Origin of the sequence: Paenibacillus piri, assembly GCF_004354045.1 — a bacterium.
Classification (GTDB): domain Bacteria; phylum Bacillota; class Bacilli; order Paenibacillales; family NBRC-103111; genus Paenibacillus_S; species Paenibacillus_S piri.
In genome coordinates, this window is sequence record NZ_SMRT01000001.1 from 1,108,328 (window position 1) to 1,132,154 (window position 23,827).

General features: G+C 41.8%; 22 protein-coding genes. 19 read left to right on the top strand and 3 right to left on the bottom strand.

What is annotated here, in order from left to right:
- The first annotated feature begins 51 nt into the window (after window positions 1–51).
- Both E1757_RS04595 and E1757_RS04600 read left to right on the top strand, forming a co-directional pair.
- Window positions 52–942 (top strand): hypothetical protein, encoded by an 891-nt coding sequence (locus tag E1757_RS04595; RefSeq protein WP_133225605.1) that lies wholly within the window; start codon window positions 52–54, stop codon window positions 940–942.
- 93 nt (window positions 943–1,035) lie between these two features.
- Window positions 1,036–1,665 (top strand): hypothetical protein, encoded by a 630-nt coding sequence (locus E1757_RS04600; protein ID WP_133225606.1) that lies wholly within the window; start codon window positions 1,036–1,038, stop codon window positions 1,663–1,665.
- Window positions 1,666–1,821: 156 nt separating this feature from the next.
- On the opposite strand, the gene E1757_RS04605 is transcribed toward E1757_RS04600, so the two are convergent.
- The 3 genes from E1757_RS04605 to E1757_RS04615 all read right to left on the bottom strand — a co-directional run bounded on the left by E1757_RS04605 (window position 1,822) and on the right by E1757_RS04615 (window position 3,593).
- The gene (locus E1757_RS04605; RefSeq protein ID WP_133225607.1) at window positions 1,822–2,517 is read right to left on the bottom strand and encodes a helix-turn-helix domain-containing protein; all 696 of its coding nucleotides are present in this window, start codon (window positions 2,515–2,517) and stop codon (window positions 1,822–1,824) included.
- Window positions 2,518–2,531: 14 nt separating this feature from the next.
- On the bottom strand, window positions 2,532–3,215 hold the full coding sequence (locus E1757_RS04610) for a helix-turn-helix domain-containing protein (RefSeq protein WP_133225608.1): 684 nt from the start codon (window positions 3,213–3,215) through the stop codon (window positions 2,532–2,534).
- A gap of 174 nt (window positions 3,216–3,389) precedes the next feature.
- Window positions 3,390–3,593 carry a helix-turn-helix domain-containing protein gene (locus E1757_RS04615; protein WP_133225609.1) on the bottom strand — a complete coding sequence of 68 codons (204 nt, stop codon included), beginning with the start codon at window positions 3,591–3,593 and terminating at the stop codon, window positions 3,390–3,392.
- Window positions 3,594–3,829: 236 nt separating this feature from the next.
- On the opposite strand from E1757_RS04615, the gene E1757_RS04620 reads away from it, so the two are divergent.
- From E1757_RS04620 to E1757_RS04705, 17 genes are all read left to right on the top strand, one after another.
- Complete coding sequence (locus tag E1757_RS04620; protein ID WP_165971956.1) at window positions 3,830–5,941, top strand: stalk domain-containing protein; 2,112 nt, start codon at window positions 3,830–3,832, stop codon at window positions 5,939–5,941.
- A gap of 709 nt (window positions 5,942–6,650) precedes the next feature.
- Entirely contained in the window at window positions 6,651–7,247 is a 597-nt protein-coding gene (locus E1757_RS04625; protein ID WP_246079008.1) for a recombinase family protein, read from the top strand.
- Window positions 7,248–7,418: 171 nt separating this feature from the next.
- Window positions 7,419–8,264 (top strand): ATP-dependent DNA ligase, encoded by an 846-nt coding sequence (locus tag E1757_RS04630; RefSeq protein WP_133225611.1) that lies wholly within the window; start codon window positions 7,419–7,421, stop codon window positions 8,262–8,264.
- A gap of 143 nt (window positions 8,265–8,407) precedes the next feature.
- Window positions 8,408–10,531: a hypothetical protein gene (locus tag E1757_RS04635; protein WP_133225612.1), complete on the top strand. Its 2,124-nt coding sequence runs from the start codon at window positions 8,408–8,410 to the stop codon at window positions 10,529–10,531.
- 220 nt (window positions 10,532–10,751) lie between these two features.
- Window positions 10,752–11,078 (top strand): hypothetical protein, encoded by a 327-nt coding sequence (locus E1757_RS04640; RefSeq protein ID WP_133225613.1) that lies wholly within the window; start codon window positions 10,752–10,754, stop codon window positions 11,076–11,078.
- Window positions 11,079–12,147: 1,069 nt separating this feature from the next.
- On the top strand, window positions 12,148–12,456 hold the full coding sequence (locus tag E1757_RS04645; RefSeq protein ID WP_133225614.1) for a hypothetical protein: 309 nt from the start codon (window positions 12,148–12,150) through the stop codon (window positions 12,454–12,456).
- 167 nt (window positions 12,457–12,623) lie between these two features.
- A complete protein-coding gene (locus E1757_RS04650; RefSeq protein ID WP_133225615.1) occupies window positions 12,624–14,153 on the top strand; it encodes a PIN domain-containing protein in 1,530 nt (509 codons plus the stop codon).
- 322 nt (window positions 14,154–14,475) lie between these two features.
- A complete protein-coding gene (locus tag E1757_RS04655; RefSeq protein WP_133225616.1) occupies window positions 14,476–14,964 on the top strand; it encodes a hypothetical protein in 489 nt (162 codons plus the stop codon).
- 320 nt (window positions 14,965–15,284) lie between these two features.
- Window positions 15,285–15,698, top strand: a complete 414-nt coding sequence (locus E1757_RS04665) for a hypothetical protein (protein WP_133225618.1) — start codon at window positions 15,285–15,287, stop codon at window positions 15,696–15,698.
- Between the two features lie 836 nt (window positions 15,699–16,534).
- Window positions 16,535–17,374, top strand: coding sequence for a metallophosphoesterase family protein (locus E1757_RS04670; protein WP_133225619.1), 840 nt, complete (start codon window positions 16,535–16,537; stop codon window positions 17,372–17,374).
- Window positions 17,375–17,390: 16 nt separating this feature from the next.
- Complete coding sequence (locus E1757_RS04675; protein ID WP_133225620.1) at window positions 17,391–18,053, top strand: nucleotidyltransferase family protein; 663 nt, start codon at window positions 17,391–17,393, stop codon at window positions 18,051–18,053.
- A gap of 260 nt (window positions 18,054–18,313) precedes the next feature.
- Window positions 18,314–18,970 (top strand): EcsC family protein, encoded by a 657-nt coding sequence (locus E1757_RS04680; RefSeq protein ID WP_246079009.1) that lies wholly within the window; start codon window positions 18,314–18,316, stop codon window positions 18,968–18,970.
- 186 nt (window positions 18,971–19,156) lie between these two features.
- A complete protein-coding gene (locus E1757_RS04685; protein ID WP_165971957.1) occupies window positions 19,157–19,852 on the top strand; it encodes a hypothetical protein in 696 nt (231 codons plus the stop codon).
- On the top strand, window positions 19,849–20,874 hold the full coding sequence (locus E1757_RS04690; protein ID WP_133225623.1) for a restriction endonuclease PLD domain-containing protein: 1,026 nt from the start codon (window positions 19,849–19,851) through the stop codon (window positions 20,872–20,874). The genes E1757_RS04685 and E1757_RS04690 overlap by 4 nt, the downstream gene beginning before the upstream one ends.
- Window positions 20,875–20,889: 15 nt before the next feature.
- Window positions 20,890–21,120 carry a hypothetical protein gene (locus E1757_RS04695; protein WP_133225624.1) on the top strand — a complete coding sequence of 77 codons (231 nt, stop codon included), beginning with the start codon at window positions 20,890–20,892 and terminating at the stop codon, window positions 21,118–21,120.
- Between the two features lie 24 nt (window positions 21,121–21,144).
- On the top strand, window positions 21,145–21,744 hold the full coding sequence (locus tag E1757_RS04700) for a lecithin retinol acyltransferase family protein (RefSeq protein WP_133225625.1): 600 nt from the start codon (window positions 21,145–21,147) through the stop codon (window positions 21,742–21,744).
- Window positions 21,745–22,033: 289 nt separating this feature from the next.
- Window positions 22,034–23,779 (top strand): stalk domain-containing protein, encoded by a 1,746-nt coding sequence (locus E1757_RS04705; RefSeq protein WP_133225626.1) that lies wholly within the window; start codon window positions 22,034–22,036, stop codon window positions 23,777–23,779.
- The last annotated feature ends 48 nt before the right edge of the window (window positions 23,780–23,827 follow it).

Here is a 23,827-nt window from a genome sequence, read left to right on the forward strand (position 1 = left end):
CACTTTATTTCAGAGCTATTTTATATCAACTAAGGAGAGGAGTGAAAGACTATGAGCGCTACTGCTAAGAAGCTAAATGATGACGAGAATGAGCTTTCCTTTGTAGTTTTCAATGATGGAAGTTCAAGTTTAAATCTTGGGGTCGGCTTCGACGCACCAACAAACTTGAATATTGACGCACCACCGAAGAAGCCTAAGCCACAGCCCGAAGTGTTGAGCCACCCGCCCACCCAGACACAAACCATTCAAGCAGCACAAATACCAGAGGTATCTTTAGAATCGGCATTGGTTATGGAACCTCCACCGTCTACCGATCATGAAGTGGAGCAGGTGACCAATCCTGTCGATATCCCGTCATTTGAGATTCCTCAGGATGACGAGCAGATGCCGACCATCGATCTCGATCCCGTCAATCTTATTGAACAGAGCAAGGTGCGTTTCAAAGAGATCATGTCAGAGACAAGTGAACATCATTTAGAGCCAATTGAGACCCCAACAAAGCCGCAACCTCAAGGCTCATTAAATATTGAGGATGAGCCACTAATCGATGAATCTATGGTCGATAGTCTAAATCAGTTAACGAAGAAGTATGAAGAAAAGGCTTCTCCTTTAACAGGTGCTGTGATCCATGAGGATGTGACAACAACGGCAGATAGAGCCGGTAAAGCGGTGAACTGGTGGACGCAGACCTTTATCGTGAAGCCAACTAGCTGGATATTCAGAAAATTAAACAATGCGGTAATGGTCATTATCGAGAAATCCTTCCTTTTACTCTTATACGTGGTAATGAGCGCATTCGCAACAGTGGTATTGTTAACAGCAATTTTTGTCATATGGGGTCATTATGTTGGAGTTCCTGCCATTGAGTTAGCACAGCAACAGTATGATGCAACCAAGGAAATCGTGGTTAGGTTTTATAACGATGTGATGAGCAAAAACTAGTTGCTCTAAGGTGATGCACGTGTTGGAGGTTATGACAGTTTCAGCTTATGTCTGATTATCATGGCTAGAGTTATTAAAGAAAGGGGTATTCTTATGAAGAGCATAATCGCAATAGGGAAACAATGGGGTAAATGTCGCGAGAACTATAGAGTGAGATATAATGACCCTAAAGACGAAGAAGCAGAAGCGAACCCTAATGAGTCTAATGACAAAGAAAAAGTGAAAACTAAGCTTTATACACCTAATGTCAAGGAAAAAGCAAGAGCGAAATCTAAGGCACCTAATGACAAGGAAAAAACAGGAACGAACTCTGATTCATCCAATGACGAAGGAAAAGCTGAAGCAGAAGATGAAGAAATAGCTAGAAAGAAATTTGAAGCTGCTGATAAAATATATGCTTTCATGTTGTCAGCGCATCCCTACATGAATAATGGCTTCCTCAGCAGTCTACCTCAACTTCATAGAGAATGTGTTATTCATTTTTGGTGCGAGTATCAAAAGTATGGCTATATAATAGCCTTAAAGCGAACAGCAAGTAAAATGAGGATGCCAATGGAGCAGCTCATGCTAATCATCAATAAAGTTGACTCGAAGATAAGGTCACTTGCCTATGTTCATGTTAAAGAGATTGCAAAAGCAGAGAGTATATTGCAGATCAGTGTTGCAGAGGGATTTTTCTGGCAGAAGGTCAAAATGGTTTACCCTCATTCAGTTGCTAAATAGCTCGGTGGACATATCAGTGATTTTTTTTTTAGCGTTAAAGCTCTATACCTTCTAAGTCTTCTGGCTATGGTTAAAAGGTGCTTTTCCTTAGGGGGAGTCCATCATTACACTACAAAGAAGGAAAGCACAATGAAGTTGCGCCTGTTTGCGGCAACTTCATTGTGCTTTTGTTTTGATCAAATCGTTACCGTTAATATCCAAAATTTCATAAGCTCTGCCGACCATTTCTTTTTCTTGACCAAACAGATGGATTGATTTATCAAATATTCCACTCGAAGTAGTAACAAAATTCATTTGTTGGACCATAAATTCAGAATTGCAGAGTACAACTACTTTACTACTAAAGGTAGTAAGCTCCTGTTGAAATAAAACTGCTTTTTCTGCTACTTCTGGTGAGTACACTGCTGGCTTTCCATCAGCAGCCTTCATCTCTCGGTGATCTACAAAGACACTAAGTTCTTCTTTATGAAAAGCATTACAAATCCCCAACAAAGTTTTTGACATGTAGTCCACATGCTGTCCGTTCAGCAAACCATTTACTTGAAAGGACAGAATTCGTTTATCGCTGTCCACATGATATTTGAACCGTTCGGAGAGTGGAACAGTAAAGTCATGCGGTTGGTAAGCAGGGGTATCTGAAAGCCTTTCGACAGCAAACATATACGAAATCGATACATTCAATGCTTTAGCAAGTCGTTCTATATTATCTAAACTAATATTCCGTAAGCCGCGTTCTACACCGCTGAGATAGCTCCGATCCATGCCTGCTCTATGAGCCAACACTTCTTGGGACATGCCGCTTCTAGCACGGAGTTCGCGTAGTCTTTTCCCGAACTCTGTTCTTACACTCACAAAATCCACCTCAACTACTTCACTTTAATTAAGTCATTTCCGTTGATGTCAAGCAGTTCGTATGCCTGTCCGACCATATCCTTATCCCGACCAAAGAGAGGCACTGTAGGAATGCCACTTTCTTGGGTAATTCGATTTAATTGATGAACTTGAAATTCTGAATTACAGAGTACTACGGCTTTATTGCTATATAAAAGCAAATTCCGTTGAAAAGCTACAGCCCGTTCAGAAACCTCTGGCGAGTAGACTACCGGCTCCCCATCAGATGCTTTCATGTCTCTGTGATCAACAAAAACGTTGAGTTCACCTTTACCAAAGGCACTACATATTCCCATGAGTGTCTTGGACATAAAATCAACATTATCTCCAGTAAGCAGTCCATAAACCTGAAAGGATAGTACCTTTCTGTCGGCATCGAGTTGGTATTTAAACCGCTCTGTGAATGGTATCGTAAAGTCATATGGTTGATATGCAGGGGTTGACGAGAAGCGTTCGCTAGAGAACATGTATTCAACCGATACGAGAAGAGCCGCAGCTATCTTCTCGATATTGATGATACTGATATTTCGTTCCCCACGCTCTACCCCTGATATGTAGGTGCGGTCTAAGCCTGCCCTATATGCCAGGACTTCCTGAGACATTCCACTTCGAGCTCGAAGCTCCCTTACTCTCTGTCCAAATTCTGTTCTTATATCCACAAACAAAAAAGACCTCCTACCCAATGTTCCTCTTGATAAGTATATCGGGAAAGTAGGTCAAAAGTTATAGAGTCAAGTGGAAATATTTGTCGAGTTGATGCTGATGTGACTTAAAGTCAACTGACTAAGATGAATGTTCTTAATATCATGTTCTATGGGGTATAAAGTCAGCTTTTAAGCTGGTGGTCGTCTATCCTTCCACTCATTGATTACACGGGGGTCGACTTCGAGAACCTCGCAAATGTGTAGTGCTATATTAACAGTTGGTGCTGTAATCCCGTGTTCGATGTTTTGATAATGCTTCAAAGATATATTAACGGCGCGACTTATCTTCTCTTGGCTGATACCTCTTTTTTCTCTGGCTTCTTTTAGTGTCACAGGGGGAAACAACTCCTTGCATTGTTTCCTTTATCCTAGCCAATTGGCGAATTAAACATAACAAATTATAATTGGCGAAGTATAGTTCGTATATTATACTGATTTTATGCTTCCTATGTCGATTTCTGTAGATTGGGGGTGATTTAAGTTTGTGTGTTGATTGATACATAACCAAGATAATAAGAAATCATAGGATGGTTCGGAATCAAAATAATTCCAGAGGAGTGATACGCCCGATGAGGAGTAGTTTGAAGAAAATCTCGATGATATTGACTTGTTCTTTAATGATACCAGTGTTTGCCGCGGTATCTCAAGTAGCTTCAGCGGCAGCAAGTACGGTGACAATTGATGGTTATGATTATCAGAAAGAGTCCGTCGACGGCTTGAATCATTTTAACAGTATTCGAGAAAAGATGGGTCTGCAGAAGCTTAAATTAGACCCATTTGTTCAAAAAGCAGTCGACAATCATACAGGGTATCTTATTGCGAATAATTTTACTTTCGAAGGTTCTTTGTCGGCGCATATCGAAGATAGTAATAAGAAGAATTACACTGGTAGTAGTGTAGGCGACAGGTTGAGAGCAGTAGGTTTCCTACCAAATTCCTACTGGGGTGCTTCTGAGGATGTTGTTTCAAATACTCCATCAATAGAGACTGGTATAACAGGGTTACTTAGTTCTCCATACCACAGGACACCTTTGATGCACCCTGATATGTCTTTATTTGGCTTTTCCTTTAAAGATGGTCTTGGTGTTCTGAACATTGTAAGGACAGCAAAACCGGGTGGAATTTCCGTATATCCTTATGATGGTCAGAAAGATGTCCCTGTTTCTTTCGATGGAAGAACTGAGAATCCAAATCCTTTAACTCAGTTTGGTTTGAAGGAGTCGGGTTATGTTATTTCGTATATGAATGCGGGTAATAGCCCTTCTGATGTGAAAGCTACTATTAAAGATAGCAAGGGTCAGTCGGTAGACTTCTTTAAGTTTAAGGACAGCGATAACTGGCATCTAGTACCTAAGAAAGAATTGGCGTACAATGAAACTTACACTGTAACAGCCGAAGGTAAGACTTGGTCTTTCACAACTGTATCAAATGATTCATCTGATAATGCAAGCTCTGAGTACTCTAAAGAAATAGTCGAAGCTTTGAGTTACCTCAATAATGTTCGTCAGAAATCCGGTCTTTCACAGGTAAAGTTAAATCCTTATCTCGTTAAGGCTTCAGAAAACCATGCGAGTTACCTTGTAACGAACAACATGACAACGCTTGATACTTTCTCCCATAGAGAAAGTCCTTCTCTTAAGGGCTTCACTGGAGAAAGAGCAAGAGATCGTGCGTATAGCGTTGGTGGGGAGTCGACATTTAAGTATCATGCTTTTGACGAGGGTATTTTCTTGGGGACATCCAGTATACAGCAAGCTATCGATTTGGCTTTAGATATGTCGTACCACAGAGATCCTTTGGTTGATCCCAACTTAGATCAAGTTGGCGTAGCAATTAACGGTAAGACTGTTGTTCTTGTATACGCAATAAAGGGACAAAACAGTCAAACATCCGTCTACCCGTATGACGGACAAACTAATGTTCCTCTTTCATTTGACGGAACAACAGAGTCCCCTAACCCCCTAAAGCAGTTTGGAGTAAACACTTCGGGTTTTGTTATTTCCTACAAGGAGTATAACTCACCTGATTATGTGAAAGCTACTTTGAAGAATAGTAAGGGTGAGTCTGTCGACTTTTATTTGGAAAATGCTATGGATAAGGGGTGGAAGACGTGGTTTATCTACCCTAAGAAGGACCTAGCTTCAAATGAAACATACACTGTAACTGTAAACAATAAAACGTGGTCTTTCACAACTGCTTCGAGCGGCAGTACTACTCCTAATCCACCTACCAAACCGCCTATAGTTGACCAGAAGCCACCTAGAAAATTCAGTGCCAATGACGTAGGTGTCCGTCTTGACGGGAAGTACATTGAGTTGAGTCCTAAAGCCAAGGTTGTTAATGGAAGTACCTTCATTCCGTTGCGTGGGGTATTCGAGGCAATGGGAGCTAAGATTGGTTGGGAGTCTGCACCATCTTCAGTTCTTGACTCTCTCGGCAGATCGGTGAAACCTGATTTTCAGGGTATTGTTACTATTACGAAGGATTCAACAAGGATTGAGCTTTATGTCGGAACCACTAAAGCATTTGTTAATGGTAGAGCCGCAACTTTATCAGTAGCTTCTTTTATATCTGCTGAAGGCTCAACTTATGTCCCTTTAAGATTTGTAAGTGAGGCTCTAGGTGCTGATGTTGATTGGGAAGCTGATAATTGGACGGCAGTTATTAAGACAGACAGCTAATTTCTTTTGTCGGGCGTGTATCGCGCTCGGCTTTTTTATTTGGTAGTTCCTTCCCCCGTAGTGCAGATTGTTTGAAAAATGACAGTATAGATGTTATAAGTGGTCTATCTCTTTGCTTGCTTCTGCTTAAAGCCGTTTTTCGTTCTACAAGCCCCACAAATCGATTTTTATATGTAGCCTTGCCGCCTACGCATTTTGCTTACAAGTCGTTAGGCAGCTCGGTCGTAATCCCTTGAATCGTTTTTCTACTACTATAAGGGGATTAGTCTTTGATAAGTCCAATAAGTGCTAATAGGTTAAGCTTGAATTCAATTTCGGTAGTCGTTGCTTTATTTACACGTTTTAGTTTGAAGTACATTCTATCAATCCCTCCTTTCGTTTTTTATACTGATATAATTGCAGTTCCGGTCGATTATATTCCATCGTTGATGTTTGACCCCTTCTTGAGCCAGAGGGTCGCTTTGTTTCCATTACAATAGAAGGAACGCATCACTGCAGCCGAGTCCTGGCTTGCTGCCGCTATCCTTGTAAAAGAACACATGACGGAAAACTTCCGTAAGGGGTTCAAATACCCCGCCAATCAAGGTATCATCACGACCATAACTCTTAAGTTTTGCCCCCTTCGATTCTGCTCGATTTTCGGACGGTAGGATGGGCATTCATTCGGTGTCAAAACTTAGGGTCATAATCGGAGGCTAAATAATCGGGGATGGTGGTCGTAATGGTGGTTAGGCGGGGTTATATTCGCGTTTCAACGGTTGGGCAATCCAAGCATGGCAACAGCTTAGAAAGTCAAATTAATGCGTTGCTTGTTGAGGGGGTCGAACGCGATAATATTTTCTCGGATACGTACACAGGGACAAAGATGGATCGTCCTGAATTTACAAAGCTCTGTGCGTTATTAAAGGAAGGCGATACTTTGGTCGTAACGAAATTGGATCGCTTCGCAAGAAGTATGATTCAGGGGTCAAAGATCGTAAACGAACTAATCGGTCGAGGTGTTCGGGTTCATATCCTTAACATCGGCATTTTAGATAACACACCCACCTCAAAACTGATCAGAAATATTTTCTTTGCTTTCGCTGAGTTCGAACGCGATATGATCGTTGAACGTACTGGTGAGGGAAAAGATATCGCTAAACAGAAGGAAGGCTTCCGCGAGGGTCGCCCCAATAAGTTCACGAAAGTACAAATGAATCATGCCATCTACTTGCTCGAAACCAACACAATTAAGCAAGTCACGAACCTGACTGGTATCAGCGAGAGTACGCTAAAGCGCGAACTTAGAAAACGCAGAGGCGCGTAATGAAAACCGAACTCATGAAGCGTATTTCTGCAAATGGTTGGTTATCCTAATGTTGGATTGTGGTAAAACAAGGCTACTTCCAACCCAAGCACCCGACCAGATCTGTCTTTTCCATCATCTGCTTATATCAAGGGTGCAGCATGGATGGTATGCTAAAATTGGTGATACTCCATGATACACATTCCAATAAAACCAATGTTACTCCATAAGTCAGACTCCGTTCCCGCAGGGGGCGGCTATATACATCAGCTTAAGCTTGACGGTCATCGTTGCATTCTCTCGTACAGCAAGACTAAGGGATTCCGACTGTTTACAAGGCATCAAAATGATTGCACAAGACAGTATCCTGAAATAACCCGCGCCGAACTGGACGCTGACGAAGTTGTCTTAGATGGAGAGCTTGTCGCCATTGTGGATGGTAAGCCTTGCTTCGAGACACTCATGGAGCGATTCCAAGCACGAAAGTCCATCGACCGTCTTACTGTTTCAAAGCCGGTATCATTCGCAGCATTCGATATCCTCTATCTGAACGGTAGGGATTTAACCAAGTTGAAGCTTGCCGACAGGCTCTACATTCTGAAACAGGTTATTACTCCATCTATTGTGATAACGATCTGCGATTCCTTTGATGATGGGGTTCAGCTTTTCAATGCGACAAAACAGTTGGGACTTGAGGGTATAGTATCCAAGTCCAGGGACTCGCTATACCATCTCGATACACGAAGCTCCAATTGGATTAAAGTGAAGAACTACTTATACGATGTCGTACAGATCGGCGCGATCCGCAAAGCCGAGTTCGGTTGGTCGCTCTTGAAGGACGGTTGTTATGTGGGGTATACAGAATTGGTTCCACCGGCTGAGCGCAGAGCTTTCTCAAATATCGCGCAGCAGCTTGTTCGCGGCGAGGATAAGAACTGGATTTATCTCCATCCTCATATTAAGTGCAAGGTTAAATTTCAATGCTACACGAAGCATAACTTGCTCAGAACACCGAGCTTTGTTGAGTTCGTCATATAGCTACACCGAAGTGCCGAGAAATCGGCACTTTTTATTTTGTCGTTGATTCTTCTTGGAATGTTGGCTACTATAAATGCTTTATACTGCATTTCACGCGCAAATATTGTATTATTTAGGAAATGTTATTTGTGGAGTGAGTAAGTATGTCATCACGAAAAAAGACGACTGAACAATTCAAAAGCGAAGTCTATGCTCTTGTTGAGGGTGAATATGAGGTGGTTGGAGAATACATATACGCTCTAACCAAGATCAGCATGCGTCATAATACATGTGGTCGCAACTATGAGGTTACACCTGCTCATTTTTTAACAGGTAACCGTTGCCCCTTTTGCTCTGGTAAATACAGGACAACGGATGACTATAGTAAGATCGTGAAAGATCTGACCAATGACGAGTATAAAGTGCTAGGTGAATATACGAAGGCTTCAGCTAAGATATCTATGAAGCATATAGCTTGCGGAAACGACTTTCTTATGACTCCTAACAGTTTTATGGGAGGGCAGCGATGTCCGAATTGTCCCTTAAAACGGGATGAAGCTCGTAGACAGTTTGAGGAGCGGGTAAGGAGTTTGGTGGGATATGAATATGAGTTCCAGTCACAATACGAAGGGGTAGACAGCAAGGTAAAAATGAAACATGTCCCATGTGGGAATGAATATTTAGCTAATCCTTCGGGATTTCTCAGAGGAGAACGCTGCCCTAGCTGTGCGCGACTTTCGCGTACACGAACAGTTGAGCAAGTAAGAGAAGAAATTGATGTATTGGTCGGTAATGAATACTTCTATCATAAACCGCCCAAAACTCATGTAATGTATATGGACAAAATCACGGTCACGCATAATATTTGCGGACATACTTATGATGTTCTCTTGAGTAATTTTCTTCGTGGAACACGTTGCCCCCAATGTAGCAAGGCTCCTAAGCTGACTCATGATGAATTTCTTTTAGAAATCCGATCACTAGTTGGTGATGAGTATTCAGTTCTTGGACAATATAAAGGGCGCAGTAAGAAAATAGAGTTCCTTCATAATACATGTGGTCATTCATACGTTACCACTCCAATGAGTTTTGTTACAGGAGCACGTTGTATCCCTTGTGGTATTAAGGCTCGAAGTGAAACTCCTCGGAAGTCACATGAGCAAATCATCAAAGATATTTATGATTTGGTGGGCGATGAATATAGTTTAGTGAGTCAGTATCAGGGGATTAAAGAAAAACTGGCGATGAAGCACAACTCGTGTGGTTATGAATATAAAGTCTCTTCAAATCACTTTTTTAATGGCACACGCTGTCCTTCTTGCTTTGGTAAGAATAAGAAATCTACAGAAGGATTTATCAACGAAGTTCAGGAGCTCGTTGGTGAGGAGTATCGGGTGCTTGGTGAATATAAAAATGCCCGTACTAAGATTGAGATGCAACATATGAGTTGCGGTTACCATTATAGCATCGTCCCAGATAGCTTCCTACGTGGGACTCGATGTCCTGCATGTTACGGTAAAATCAAAAAGAATACGGAAATTATTAAAAAGGAAATTTTTCAATTAGTGGGCAACGAGTACACCGTTTTGGGTCAGTATGTAAATTCGGGTGCACCTTTATTGATTAGACACAACACATGCGGCAATGAATATGAGACTAGGACCGGGAATTTTCTGAAGGGGTATCGATGTGGAGCATGTGCAAATAATCAAAAGAAAACCACAGAATCGTTTATCTTAGAAGTACGTGGAAAGTTTGATGATGAATACGAGATTCTTGGAGAGTACATTGATTCTCGATCTTTAATATCAGTCCGACATACAGCATGTGGTTTCGAATATTCAATTACTCCTGATAATCTATTACGAGGTAAAGGTTGCTTTTATTGTAATCGAATGTCTCAGCCTGAGAAGGATCTTTATCATTTATTGCTTTCAAATGGTATGAATTTTGAAATGCAGAAAGAGTTTGATGATTTGCAGCATGATGGAAAGTTACGTTTTGATTACTGCATCTATCTCGGAGAAGGTAAAGATGAGTTTGTTCTTATCGAATATGATGGTCTACAACATTATAAGCCAGTGTTCGGTGAGGAAAGTTTTTCGAAGACTAAAATGCGTGACGAGTTAAAAGTAGCATATTGCCAACAACACAACATTCCCTTAAAGAGGATTCCTTATTATAAAAATCATGTGAAGTCACTAGCTAATTTCCTTGAGACGTTTGGATTTGCAATGAAAATACCCGAACAACTCAGGCAGGTTAGAGCGTCAATCTTACAGCATTAAATTAGCTACATCGAAGAGTGCCGAGAAATCGGCACTTTTTATTTTGTCGTTGAGTCCTTTTAGGTTGAGTAAATCGCTGAATAGCATTTTTAAACCCCTACGCACGAAGGACGTATTAACCGACACAGTAATTTCTCATTATTGAGAATTTATCAGAGAAAAATTATTAGAAGTGTCACCAATAGTTAAGTTGGTCATTGGTCTATAAGGGGTGGGTATATTGGATAAGTACGAAGTTAGCGATGTGCAGCGCGAGTACTTAGCGATCTTAGAGAAAGTGGATCAGTTGCGTAAAGTAGGCATTAAAAAGCAGTTATATGGCACACGTGATTTTACTGATCTTCGGCAACAAATTGAATCGATTCGTGATGTAGAGACGCTAGAGAAATTCAAGCTAAACGGGTATCTCGATCAGTTGATCAACCTCACCATAGCCTGTGGTGAGGTCTGCTGTAAGTTCGTAATCAAGGTAGGATCACCACTGCAGAAATTCGCTTGTGATTCTTGTCCAATTATGAATCTGGAGAATTGGTATTATGATGACTAAATGGAATGGAGTGTATGATCATGGCTTATGGGGTAGTTGCACGACCTGACAACTTACTAATCAATTTAGTAATCAATAAGAGGACTAATCAACATGTAATCACTATGGTTGGAGCTTATTCAGTACATTTAAGGAATAAAGATCTGACAATTAAGGGAATTCGAGATTGTTTATTTGAAGAAGATGTTCATTACGAGTATTACTACCTCAACAACATTCTTAAGCAGAATAAGTTCGGAGAGTACTTTGATCGTTGGCGAGAACGCAGGACAACAATCAACCTTGTAACTTTATTCAGAGATTTGGATTCTTTGTTAAGCTTTTACCCTCGAAAAGATCGTTACAATAAGCTGTTGTATACAGTACCTAATTCAATCTTGCAAGATGCTATTAAGATTAGGTTTAAAGTATCTGAGTGTAGCAATAGTAAAAGCCGTCGTTTGACAAGCATCTCCAACTTGCACCATTTTGCACAAGTAAATCTCGATCCCTTCTTGCAGAGCATCGTACAAAACTCGCCTAAGTGAACCTTCGCTTGGGCTTTTCTTTTGTTAGAGAGATTTTCTCTACTCGCTTCGAGTGGGATTCGATTTCTGCAGTTAGTTTGAGAGATCAAATATAAGTACAGGGATAGTACTGAACATAAACAACCATTTCAACCAAACATCAACATTCAATCGTAAAGGAGCTTTTTCTCATGCACTCCATCCTCTCATCCATCTGCCTTAAGCGATCCCGCATCTTCCGCGACTCTGCCGCATACGGAATTCAATCCCTGATGCTCTACGGATCGGCAATCTATGGCGAGATGGGCAAGAATGAACCAATCACATTCCTAGCCAATTGCGACCCGACAACAGAGATCATCGACTCTTTCTTTGACCTAGAGCGCGACCTTAAGCCACTCCTGGGGAGAATGGTATCAATCGTCGATTCCCGGCTATTATCCGCAGAACAGGGCGTAAACCTTAGAGCGATCGACATCAGGGATCTCGACCCCAACTGCACCTATTGCAAGGAATAGTAGCATGCATTTATTACATACGAAGCACATTAGGAGGAACGGACAATGAGAACGGTTTACGTATACTTACACCCACAAGGATTAGCAAACGGAGAAATCAGCCTTTTCGGTGTAGAGAGAAGAGAAATCAACTTCAGACCTGCATCGATCAAAGATCTTAGACATAATCTTGCCAGACAACTTCGCTTGGTCGAATTAAACGTCCATCCAGACGGTAGAGTTTACCCTTGGGGTGAGAACGAAATAGTGGTTGTTCAAGAGGGTGCTTTCATTTGGAAGCTAAAGCAGTTGATTGGAGGAAATATTAATCTGAAGGTGCTGACAAAATCACAGCACCTTTCTTCATGGCACTAGATAATTTATCCTCAATGGCATCGACAAAAGGCTAATTTTATCGTCTTCGATTCAATTTGTGTTTCATATGAGCGAGAAGGATATTATTGGTATTTGTCGAAATAGTTCTCTATACCCACACTTTCCGCTCAAGGAGACAAGTTGGAAAAGTAAAAGGAGCTACCACAATGAAGTATTTGTTTCTCGACACTAACATCTATATCGACATGATTGTTTCTCGAAACTCATCAAACTCTGCTGACTCCTATGAGCAGTTAAAGATGTTACTGGATCACAACCAAGTGAAGATATTAGTTCCTTCGATTATCGAAGCAGAAGTTAAAAGGCATATTGCAAGCGAAGTCAAGAATGTCGGGAATTTGGTGCAGGAAGCAAGGAGATCAATTGATAACGTCTACTGGATTAATCACGTTGAAGAGATCGAGAAGTACAATGAGAAGATTAGACCACTTAGTCAAGCACTTGGAAATATGGTTGACGAATTTAGAAGGAATGAAGAACGCTACATATCCGATGCGACTAATAAAATAACGGGGTTAATGCAGTATAGAAATGTAATTACTCTTGAGGAAAATGGAGATTTGTTAAGTAAAGTACAGAGACGAAAGCTGTATAAGCAATGTCCGTTTCATATAGAGGATAAGGAATCTTGGGCGGATGCGATGATCATTGAAACATTGATCAATGTTCGTGACTTTGTAGCTATAAATGATGATGACAAAATTTATTTCATTACACGGAATCACAAAGACTTCTCCAAAGGAAATAATCAGACTGATAGGGTAATAATTCATCCTCACATTGAAGAGCAATTAAGGCAGAATAACTTGCTTCAGGCTTTTAATTATCGTTCACTTTACACCAAGACTCTGATAGAGGACTTTGCTGAAGAAGCTACTGAAGCTAATATCATGCAACAATTGATCGAAGAGGCTGAGGATGAAAGAAGAGCAATGATTGATGCCATGCATGATGATTGGAATGAAAGAGAAAGAGAATCGGCGGGGTTATCAGCTCTGTCCTCAGAAGATGTTTATATTGAAAGAATTGGTGAAAGCGATGAGGTTGGAGCATTGCTGAATACCATAGAATCTTTAATGTCTAGTCTGGAAGCGTTAATTGAAGATGCTTTTGACGAGTATTCTCAGTTTGAAGATGACCTCAATGCAGAACCCATTGCTAATTTGAGAGCTAGGATTCAGGCGTATAACACCAACTCCCCTTTCTTACAAATTAGTTATGAAAGTGGCTTTAGTGATGATGAGGTACGCGAAGCAGTTCTGGAATTTGTGAGCGGCAATTTGCTTTCAGTAGATGACTTAGAGTCACTACGAGATGGTATCAAGTACAAAGATTATTTTGAAGTAGGTGAGCTAGTCAGCTTTACTGATCTACATGACAACAGTATTAGCCTTTCTGTAGATGGTCAACTAGATCCCAGGGATGAAGATACGGACTCTCTTTGGGTAGAACTTTACATTAATGATGATCGAGTTACTTTTGGCGAAATAGAAGTATACTACGGTGGTATTCATTATGATGAAGATGGCGGAGCTGCTGACGGCTCGGTAGAAACGATTGACTACAGGCTTGATAAAGTTACAGATAGGTTGGTAAGTACCATCCAGAGGAATATTGATTCTGTTAATCAGAAGAAGGTCAATCTCGGCAAGTTGCGTACTGTCCTCAATATTTGATTTGTTATTAGAAGCGTAGGGGTAATTGCCTTGATGGTATAAGCTCCTTCTCGTTAGTTGCAAACCTAAACTCAATAGTGAAATCGAAGGTGCTGACAAAATCAGCACCTTTCTTCATGGTATACGATAATTTACCGTCAAATCACGACTCAAACAGAGGTGTCTCCCGCAGCACCTCTGTTTCTCGTCAGGAGGGATATCAGAAGTTTTTCTATGCGTAGCTTTGACAGTCAAAGTACAATGTGACTTGACTGCCATAAACAGACATGATACAATGCACTTAGACGACAAAGTGGAGTAATTGGTTAGGGGGAGAAAGTTGATGTATAAATACAACCTGAGCTTATGGCTTTCAGACGAGACCCTTCGTAAGTCTGTTGATCTAACCCAAATAGATAAAGAAACTGGAGTAGATTATCCAAAAGCCATCAAGGTAGACGCAGTCGAGCATTACAATGAGGTATCCAAGCGCAGTAGGAACTTCAAAGCCATCACCGAATGTGATGTTGTTCATATCTCAGGGGTCAGCGAGATTCGGATTACTCTGGAGTCCGAAGCCGTCCTCAATATCCCCAACCGAGCCCTAAAGGTATACAGCTCCTTTCTTGCCAATGGAGCCTTGTCGGATTTGGTTCGATACAACTCCCTTTTCCGAGGTAGCTCCGAAAAGGTGGAGTCCGCTATTCAAGATGAACTTTCAAATGAAGACTTACTCACCATCTTGATCCGCTGTGCGTTCAGAAATTCTAAAGAAGATAAAGAACTGTTGGACTCGGTAAAAGAGGTAATAAAGAGCCGGTATCAGGACTGATCGTGATGTAGCTCATTTCCGGTGAGGGGGTATCAGATATGCTCTTGCGTCATATTTGCGAAGTCTGCGGCAAGGAAGAAATTCTAACATCCGACCAGGCTTTCAATCAAGGATGGGACTACCCACCGAAAATGGGGTTCCAAATCGTCTCTCCGCGTACTTGTGGGTCATGTGGAATCAGCGGCACTCTGTGGTGGGCAATGACTATGGAGGGGAAGCAGATCGCTGATCTCTCGCAGCAGCAACGAGAGACACTCCACCGTATTTTGAACGAGCCAGATTCTATTGCAGTACCTAATTGACCGAAGGAGATGATTTTCATGTTCAAAGAGGTAGAACTCGCTGACTCGTTACAGTCCGCATCGTATGTAATTCAAAATGCTAAGGGGTTCGATACCTTTGTCTTCAGGATGGGGTTTAAGGAAGAAACCTCTCTCACGGATGCTCAGAAGGATCAGATACTGTCCTACTTAGAGGAAAACGTAAGCAGGAATGATCCTCTCTACATTAAAGCCAAGGCGTATATCGACCAAAGCGAGATGTCGAGCGATTATTTTCATAATTACCCGAGGAAGTTTCGCGGCGCTTATCGTCCTGTCGTAATGCAGTTCATCGCGGGTCTTATGACTAACTCCATTGACACAAGAATTGATGATAAAGATTTCAAAGGTATTATTGTTGATGAAAACAATAACCCGTGGTGTGAAGCAGATGCTGTATACGATGATATATAATGAACCAAGTAATTTGTTGATGCTATAGCTTAACTTGAGGTCTGTACTATGGCAACTAGGTTAGAGAAATAATGAAATCGATCAAGCTGCTGATACCCTCAGCAGTTTTTCTTTATTTGAGGTAGTTGAGATCGTCGAACGGGTTTAGCCTAGAACCTCGAATTGCACCTATAAGAAAAATAGGAGTTAGCTTCATGCCGCATGATAATCCACCCGCCCACCCAAGCACAGAACCTCTTTTCCAACCAACTACAAGAGTCACCGGACGAGATAAATTACAGGAAGCATAAGGCTCCTATAATGATCCGAGTGAAAGGTGATGATGGCGTTGGAACAGGTTCTATCGGTTTTAGTAGGTTTAGGTACTTACCTGAAGCAATTTTTCAATAAGAAGGGTCTTGAAGGTTCAAAAAGTATAGTCCCGAAGTCAGAATCGCTACCCACCCAACCAGACACCCCTCTTGCTCCTATTCGGGGTAGCGTCTGTAATGAAGGCATCGATCTATCTTATCCCGAGCCGAAGAAACAGTTGGATATAGCCCTAACTGAAAACAAGCCATTAACCCAGAAGTATAGGAATTTCACGGGGTATTATGACCCACAGACTCGAAAAGTCACTATTACAAAATGGGTAAATCGCAGATCTCGTGGAAAGGAAATGAGGGAAGTTCACTCAGAGTATGTCCTGATCCCTCCCACACAGAAACAATTAAAGGACTACGTATCCATCGCCGCGACAGGGAGATCACCGAGGTAAATAAAATCCCTGAAGGGGTTCAGCAGCCCTCGCTTTTACGGTAGAATACATCAAAACCATAAAGGCGGGGGTTCTATACATGACAGTAGCTTCATCATTCGATCTAATTTCAGATATCCACTTAGACTTTTGGGTTCGGATGAACAATAACGAAGTAAAGCAGCGGCGAAACATCGATCGTTTGGTCGACAGCCTTATCCCACCCGACCACCCATCCTCCACATTGGTGATCGCTGGCGATCTCGGGCATTACAATGTCCAGAATCAGCAACTCTTGATTAGCTTCAAGAGATTCTACGATAAAATCCTGATCGTTTTCGGCAACCACGACCTATACCTCGTATCAAACGGTCAACGGCGTAAATACAGTTCAGACTCTATGAAGCGCCGCGGCGAAATGAAGCAGTTAGCCGAGCAGCTTGAAGGTGTCGTATGTCTTGATGGAACCACCATCTGTATAGATGGGGTAACCTACGGCGGAACGGCATCTTGGTATGATTGCTCTTTCGGCATCCAGACGTTGAATATGAGCCAATCACAGCTATATGAAGAATGGAAGAAGTCCATGAATGACGCCAATTTGATTTACCCGCGATTCACTCAGTCAACTCTAATGGACTTTTTCAATCATGAGTACGAGAAGCTCGAAGCAGTCATCGATGAAAGCCAGGTCATCATCAGTCACGTCAGCCCCGATTGGTCCCATGTTGGGGGGAAACACCTCATCGATCCGGTAACAAGCTTTTATTACTTTGACGGCTCGAGCCTTCTCACCCGAGCCAAGGGCAAGGTATGGTGCTTCGGGCATATTCACACTAAAGTCGACTATCTCCACAGCGATGGCTGTCGCTTAATCAACAATGCCTTGGGCTATCCCGACGAGAGGACGGGAACCAAGATTCGCACTATCCAGTTGTGAAAAGGAAGGTAAACACATGAACGTCATTGACAGTATCATCGAGCAGCGGTCACAAATCATGTCCATCGCTGCCCAATATGGGGTATCCGCTCTTAAGCTTTTCGGCTCCGTCCTTGCCCGTCAAGAGAACACCAACTCGGACATTGACTTCATCGCCGTTTTCGCTTCTTTGGAAGAAGATGAAGTGGAAAGATGGCATGCCCTTACTGATCTTGAGATTGAGTTAAAGGGATTCTTCAACCGGAAAGTTCAAATCATTGACTCGAAACAAATACCCGACCTATTTCGCCCCCAACTGGAAACTGATCCGGTAGACATCATGCTTCTCAAATCGGACGCGGTATACAGAGTCACTCCGAAAACGAGTAAGCCGTATTACATAATGCTCGACAAGCTATTCAAGGAGTATGAAGGAACCGACATCGACGAAATAAAGTATGCCAACATCGTATACACAGCTTTAGCCGATCAGATTAGCTTTCAATTCAGCAAGCTGTTAAAGCTGGACGATAACGACCTCCGGTCTTATGAGGGGTTCTCCTACATCGAAGTCCTAAATCTCTGCGACAAGCTATTCCACATGCTTGACGATCAAGACCCACAAGACCTTGCCCGTTTCAAGGATTTGCTCCCTCCTATCAAGGAGTATGTCGCGGCGCGGGTCACTTTATATATTTGAAGGTGAGGCAAAAGGGTTATCAATTCTCTGGGTATCGAGCTGTCGTAAAAATCGGCAGTTTTCTTTTTGCCCAATGATGTGATGTAAAGTCGACAGACAGTAAGTATGGTTTTTGATACGTTTAAGGCAAACTGTAGTCAAACACGGTTCGGTGCGTGACTATTTTTATTTACTTTGATTGTGCGACTAGAAGGATTTGGGGGTAATATCCAGAATGTTCATATAAGAATCTTTTATATAGGTTGAGAGGGTAGATTACATTGGCGAAACTAAATCAAGAATTAGTAGTAAAAGCACTAGACTGGGCGTATGATAAAGCCCTTAACGGTCTTCCAGGTACAGATACCGCTGAAGAACTAGCGGAAAGTTATTTGCGTAAAGCCAAATCTATAGATGAAGCGGCTGACTCGCTAATCAGATGGCAAGTATCTAAATCAGCTACTTCGGGCTTTTTGACTGGTCTTGGAGGGATTGTAACTCTTCCTGTTGCTATTCCTGCAAATCTTGCAAGTGTTTTATATGTTCAAATGAGAATGATTGCAGCGATTGCTCATATGGGTGGTTACGACCTTCGGGACGATAAGGTAAAAACGTTTGTTTACATGTGTTTTTGCGGTAATGGTGTAAAGGATATTATTAAAGATATAGGGATTGTTTTAGGTCAAAAACTAACAAAAGCAGCCATTGAAAAGATCTCTGGCTCAGTAATTACTAAAATAAATCAAAAAGTTGGCTTTCGATTGCTTACTAAGTTCGGTAGTAAAGGTGTAGTCAATCTTGGTAAGATGGTTCCATTAGCTGGCGGTCTAATTGGAGGAACTGCTGATGGAGTTTCTACCGTAGCAATTGGCAAAGTGGCGAAGAAAATGTTTATTCAAAATGGTAATGATGATTTCGCAGTTCCGTTAAATGCTTGATGTTAAAGATTATGCTGTTGCACTAGCTTAAGTAGTAATGATTAAGAAAGTAATAATCATCGATGTGGAAAGCACCGCAGATATTGCCTATAACTGGCAAGTCTGCGGTTTTTGTGTTTCGACAAAACTCATCTAGGTTAGGGGTATCGCTTTTAAAAAGCCCTGTCCGAATTAGCAGGTTTTTACATGACTCATGGCGAAATTTGTAAGCACAACGATGAAGTAAAGAAGGTGCTTTGTAGCATGTTCAAAAATTTATTCGGAGATCCCTTCTCTGATCTTGATCGTGAGCATAGACCGATCCCGCTGAAGCGTATTGACGACATCAATTATGAAGTCGAATGGCGGACAGTTGATATCGAGAAAGACGGTCATAAGGTAATCCATGTCGATCAAACTCGGTATGGCGAGACCGTCATGATCTACCGCCTACACCATAATGACTACAATGAATCAGAAGATCAGTCTATCCACCTACGTATCAAAATCGTAACCTCTAAGGGGGTAAAGACTCCCGACTCTAATGCTTTCTTGTCCTTTCAGCACACGAACAAGTCCATGCGGATCTCGGATATTAAAATTAAAGGTGAAAGAGTTAGCCGCGGCTACGGTTCAATCCTAATGACAGCCATCATGCTACTCGTCGATCAACTACAAGTCCGGTATATCACCGGATGGATTTCCGGGGTCGATTGGGATCACATAGATCGATCGGAGCATTTTTACCGGAAGTTCGGCTTTGACGTCGAGCTTAACCCTGAAGCCCAAAGCGGTAAGATCATTTGGGTCAACCACGCTCTTGGGGCTACCCGAGAAGCTTTTGAAAGGCTAAAGGCTGAACAAGAGTCATTAGTTGATGAAGAAAGGTTGTTCGGTCCATGAGGGTAATAAATAATATTGCTACTACTCATTATGATGAGCTAAAGGGACTAAGTAAGAATGCTGACGTGTTATACATCATAAGTCCCTTTTTAACGGAGTCTTTCGACGATATTTTCAGTGAGATTTTTACTCCCGCAGGGATAAAGGGTATCGTTTTAATTACAACTTTGAAAGATAACGATCCAGACCTATTTAAGAAGGCTCGTTCTCTCCGATCTTTAATTGCTAACTGCTCTGCTAAAAATATTGATTTTCGTGTGCATATTGATAATGAGCTTCACGGTAAGATTTATATTGCTTCTATCAGTGGCTCTCCTGTCAACGGCATAATTTCTTCCGCTAATTTCACGGGGCGAGGATTAAAGAAAAATCATGAATGGGGTGTAGTCATTGATGACTCAGTTGAGTTACAGAAAATCATTGATGACATTCTTAGGTTGAGTAGTCTTGCTATTGATCCAATTGAGCTAGACTGTATCCTGACCAAAATTGAAGATTACGCCCGCAATAGGGGTATTCCCGGCACACCAAATATTGATTTAAAGGTAAACAATTTAATCAGGAGAAGTGGTTTTAAGCCAGGACTCCGGTATTTCATAAAGCCTGTTGGTTATTTGCAACACCCGTTTGAAATCACGAGGAGACTCTCACGGGATACTGAGAAGATGCATTTTTCTGGGGAGCCAAAAAGCGTTCGAATTGGTGATATATTAATTTGTTATGGAGTCGGAACGACGAAGTTGTTAGGCTATTTTGAAGTTACAAGTGCGCCCTATGTTTGGGACAGCACCAGTAGATGGAAGTGGGAGCTAACTGCCAAGAATCTTTGTCCAGATTATAGTGACTCATGGGTTCAGTTTAACAATACCATATCCAGTATTCGGAAATCCTTTGATCCTGACGCTGTTATTAATACAAATGGCGGGAAAACACTCGGTGCATTGCAACGTGGGGTTGATAGGATCAGGCTTACTGAGGACTTTGCAAAGCATGTTATTGATATCATTGATAACTCTATATAAGGACGGTGTGCACTGTTGAAAGCATGGGCTAATATCGACACCCCGTTAAAAACCTACACGGTCCACTTGGATCATGAGAAATGTCCTTATGTTGTGGAAATGAAGCAGAAGACCGCACAGGGATGGAAGAAGCAGCAAGGAACCGGAGGTTGGAAAAGCTTCCGGTCTAAAGAAGAAGCATTAGATATTTATGATATAAGCTACAAAGGAAAGTTCGAACAAATTGAGTGTGGTCACTGTAAATAGCATTTAGTTAAAGGTGGGGTATTCATGGGGTTCTTCCAGAATCTAAAATGGTTAGTTGAAGGCATTAGTGACGCCAATAAAGAGTTTGCCGAAGGAGTAAAGAATGACCTTAAGGAATTTAAGAACGACATGAAAGACCTTACGAAACAGCACTATCCAAAGACCGGAGAAGTTATAGAAAAAATCGACAGAGCAGCACAAACAATTGGCAATGCAAGAAGATCGCTTCCGTCTATTCCAGTAACAACTCAATCGCCAACCACGACCCCTTTCCCCAAGCTACATAATACTCGACGGCATAAGGAGTGGACATCCAAAAGCCGTGGAGATCATATCTACGTAAAGCGGGTTGGGTATGAACATCACGCACTTTACATAGGAGACAACAGAATTATTCACTACTCCAACGGTTCGGTCAGGCGTGATAACTTGGAAGCGATGGATGATAAGTTTAATATATCCGAGTTGTATATGAAAGATAGTCCTCGGCTCTACAATATTGAAGAAGTAATTATGAGAGCAGAGTCCAGGCTCGGAGAAAGTGACTATAACCTCGCTCTCAATAATTGTGAGCATTTTGTAACATGGTGCAGAAGTGGTAGCCGACATTCAAATTCAATATAAGAGTAACTCCAGTTGTCAGGAGTAACACAAATAGCCGCCGCGCTAATATCTTTTCTATTTTGAGGTGCTGAGAAAATCAGCACCTCTTTCCTTTTATCCGATAAAGAATCCTTCCCCATCACCCACAAAGTCCAGTTATTCAACCATTTAGGCGATGTGACTTAAAGTCGACGGACGAGAAGGCACTTTCCAAGGTAAGATAGCCTTACGGACTGTCGGTATATGCACCGGTTCATGACAGGCGCAGCAGCTTGTCAATCAAAACGAAGCTTAGGGGAGTAGATCGAGCATGAAAGTAAAGTCAAAATTTAAGAAGCAGTCCACCCTTTTATGCGGTGCTGTCTTAGCAGGGGTATTGCTTTTTGGAATCGGGAACACCGCGTCTGCCGAGACACCTGTGACGGTTGAAATTAACGGCAAAGTACAGACCTTCTCCCAACCTGCACTGATCAAGGGTGGCAGCACTTTAGTACCACTTCGCGCCATCTTCGAAGCCCTTGGCGCTGAGATTGAGTGGGACGGTAAACTGCAGCGGGTCGTTGCACAAAAAGGCGCCCAACTAATTGAGCTTACGATTAATAAGTCAACTGCTTCAATTAACGGCGAAACGATAACCTTGGCAGTAAATGCTGAGATCATCAATGGCAACACAATGGTTCCACTTCGCTTCGTAGCCGAAGCATTAGGGGCTGATGTCTCATTCAATAACGATACAAGGAAAGTCAGTATTACGAGTGTAAAGACCATTTCGACGTTGGAGCAAAAGGTTAATGAAATCTACTCCAGTATCATTGATGCTTCAATGACTGATTTCCAAAAGGTCTACGCCTTCAACAAGTATCTCGCCAATAATGTCATCTACGATTATAACAACTACATGAATGACACGATTCCTAAAGAGAGCTTTACCCCCGAAGGTGCACTTCTAAAGGGCTTTGCAGTTTGTCAGGGATATACCGAGGCTATGAAGTTATTTCTAGATAAAGCCAAGATTGAGAACAGAATTATTACTGGCGAAGTACCTAGTGATAAAAAGAGTTGGGAAATGCACACATGGAATCTGGTGAAGTTAGATGGCGAGTATTATCATGTTGATAGTACTTGGAATGATCGGGATTTGAAGCGCAAAGACACAGTTTATCCTGCACCGTATGGTGACGTAGATTTAGATTACTTCTTGGTTTCGGACAACTTTATATATGCAACACATCGTTTCCAAAAGGATAAGTACCCTAAGTCAGGAACAAAGTTTGATAAACTCTTTGGTGATCCATTAGCTACTGGTTTTTATTTTCCGGTTTACGAATCAAAAAATAACATTATTGTTCAGAGAGCAAATAGTAACTCTACAGTATCACTTGTGACAATTGATAAAGATGGTAAGGAAGTTAGTGGAGCGCTCGCAAAAGAACAAATTAATGGCTTCCTGAACGAGATCGTTATCGACAATCACTTGTTCTATACTGTCGATCAGCGGACTGGCGAACATACGATAGATTTGTATCGAGTCACATTGGACGGTAAGGATAAAACACTAGTTGCTAAGGACATGAATGGTCAGCCTAAGATCATCGGGGGTAACGTCTATTATTACTCCACTTGGTATGATCCTGCTCGTAAGCTCCCGAGCAAAACTTCAATCCATCGTGTATCTTTGAGTACCGGAGAAGATAAAGTCCTTTTGGAAGACGTACGTATGTTGTCTGTATCAAATAACTACATTTATTATGAAGCCAGTAAGAACATGCAGGTTGAAATTCATCGCGTGACACTGGAGGGAACTTCTGATACAGTCATCGCTAAGAACATTGATTTCGGGAACTATTTATTCTCGGACAACTACCTGTTTTATGTAGAAGCTCTCGATTACTCGAAAGGTTTTGACCAGAATAGCCGCATACATGATTTGCAACTGGATAGCTTGAAAGATACACTTCTTTTCGAGGACAAGCAGGTAACGTTCATGGGATTCAAGGATGGGGTCTTAACATACAGAGCCGGCACTCAAACCAAGACGGTAAAAGTAGGCTCATAACAATACGGAGATGGGGTCATTCTGACTTCATCTCTTTTTCATTAAAGT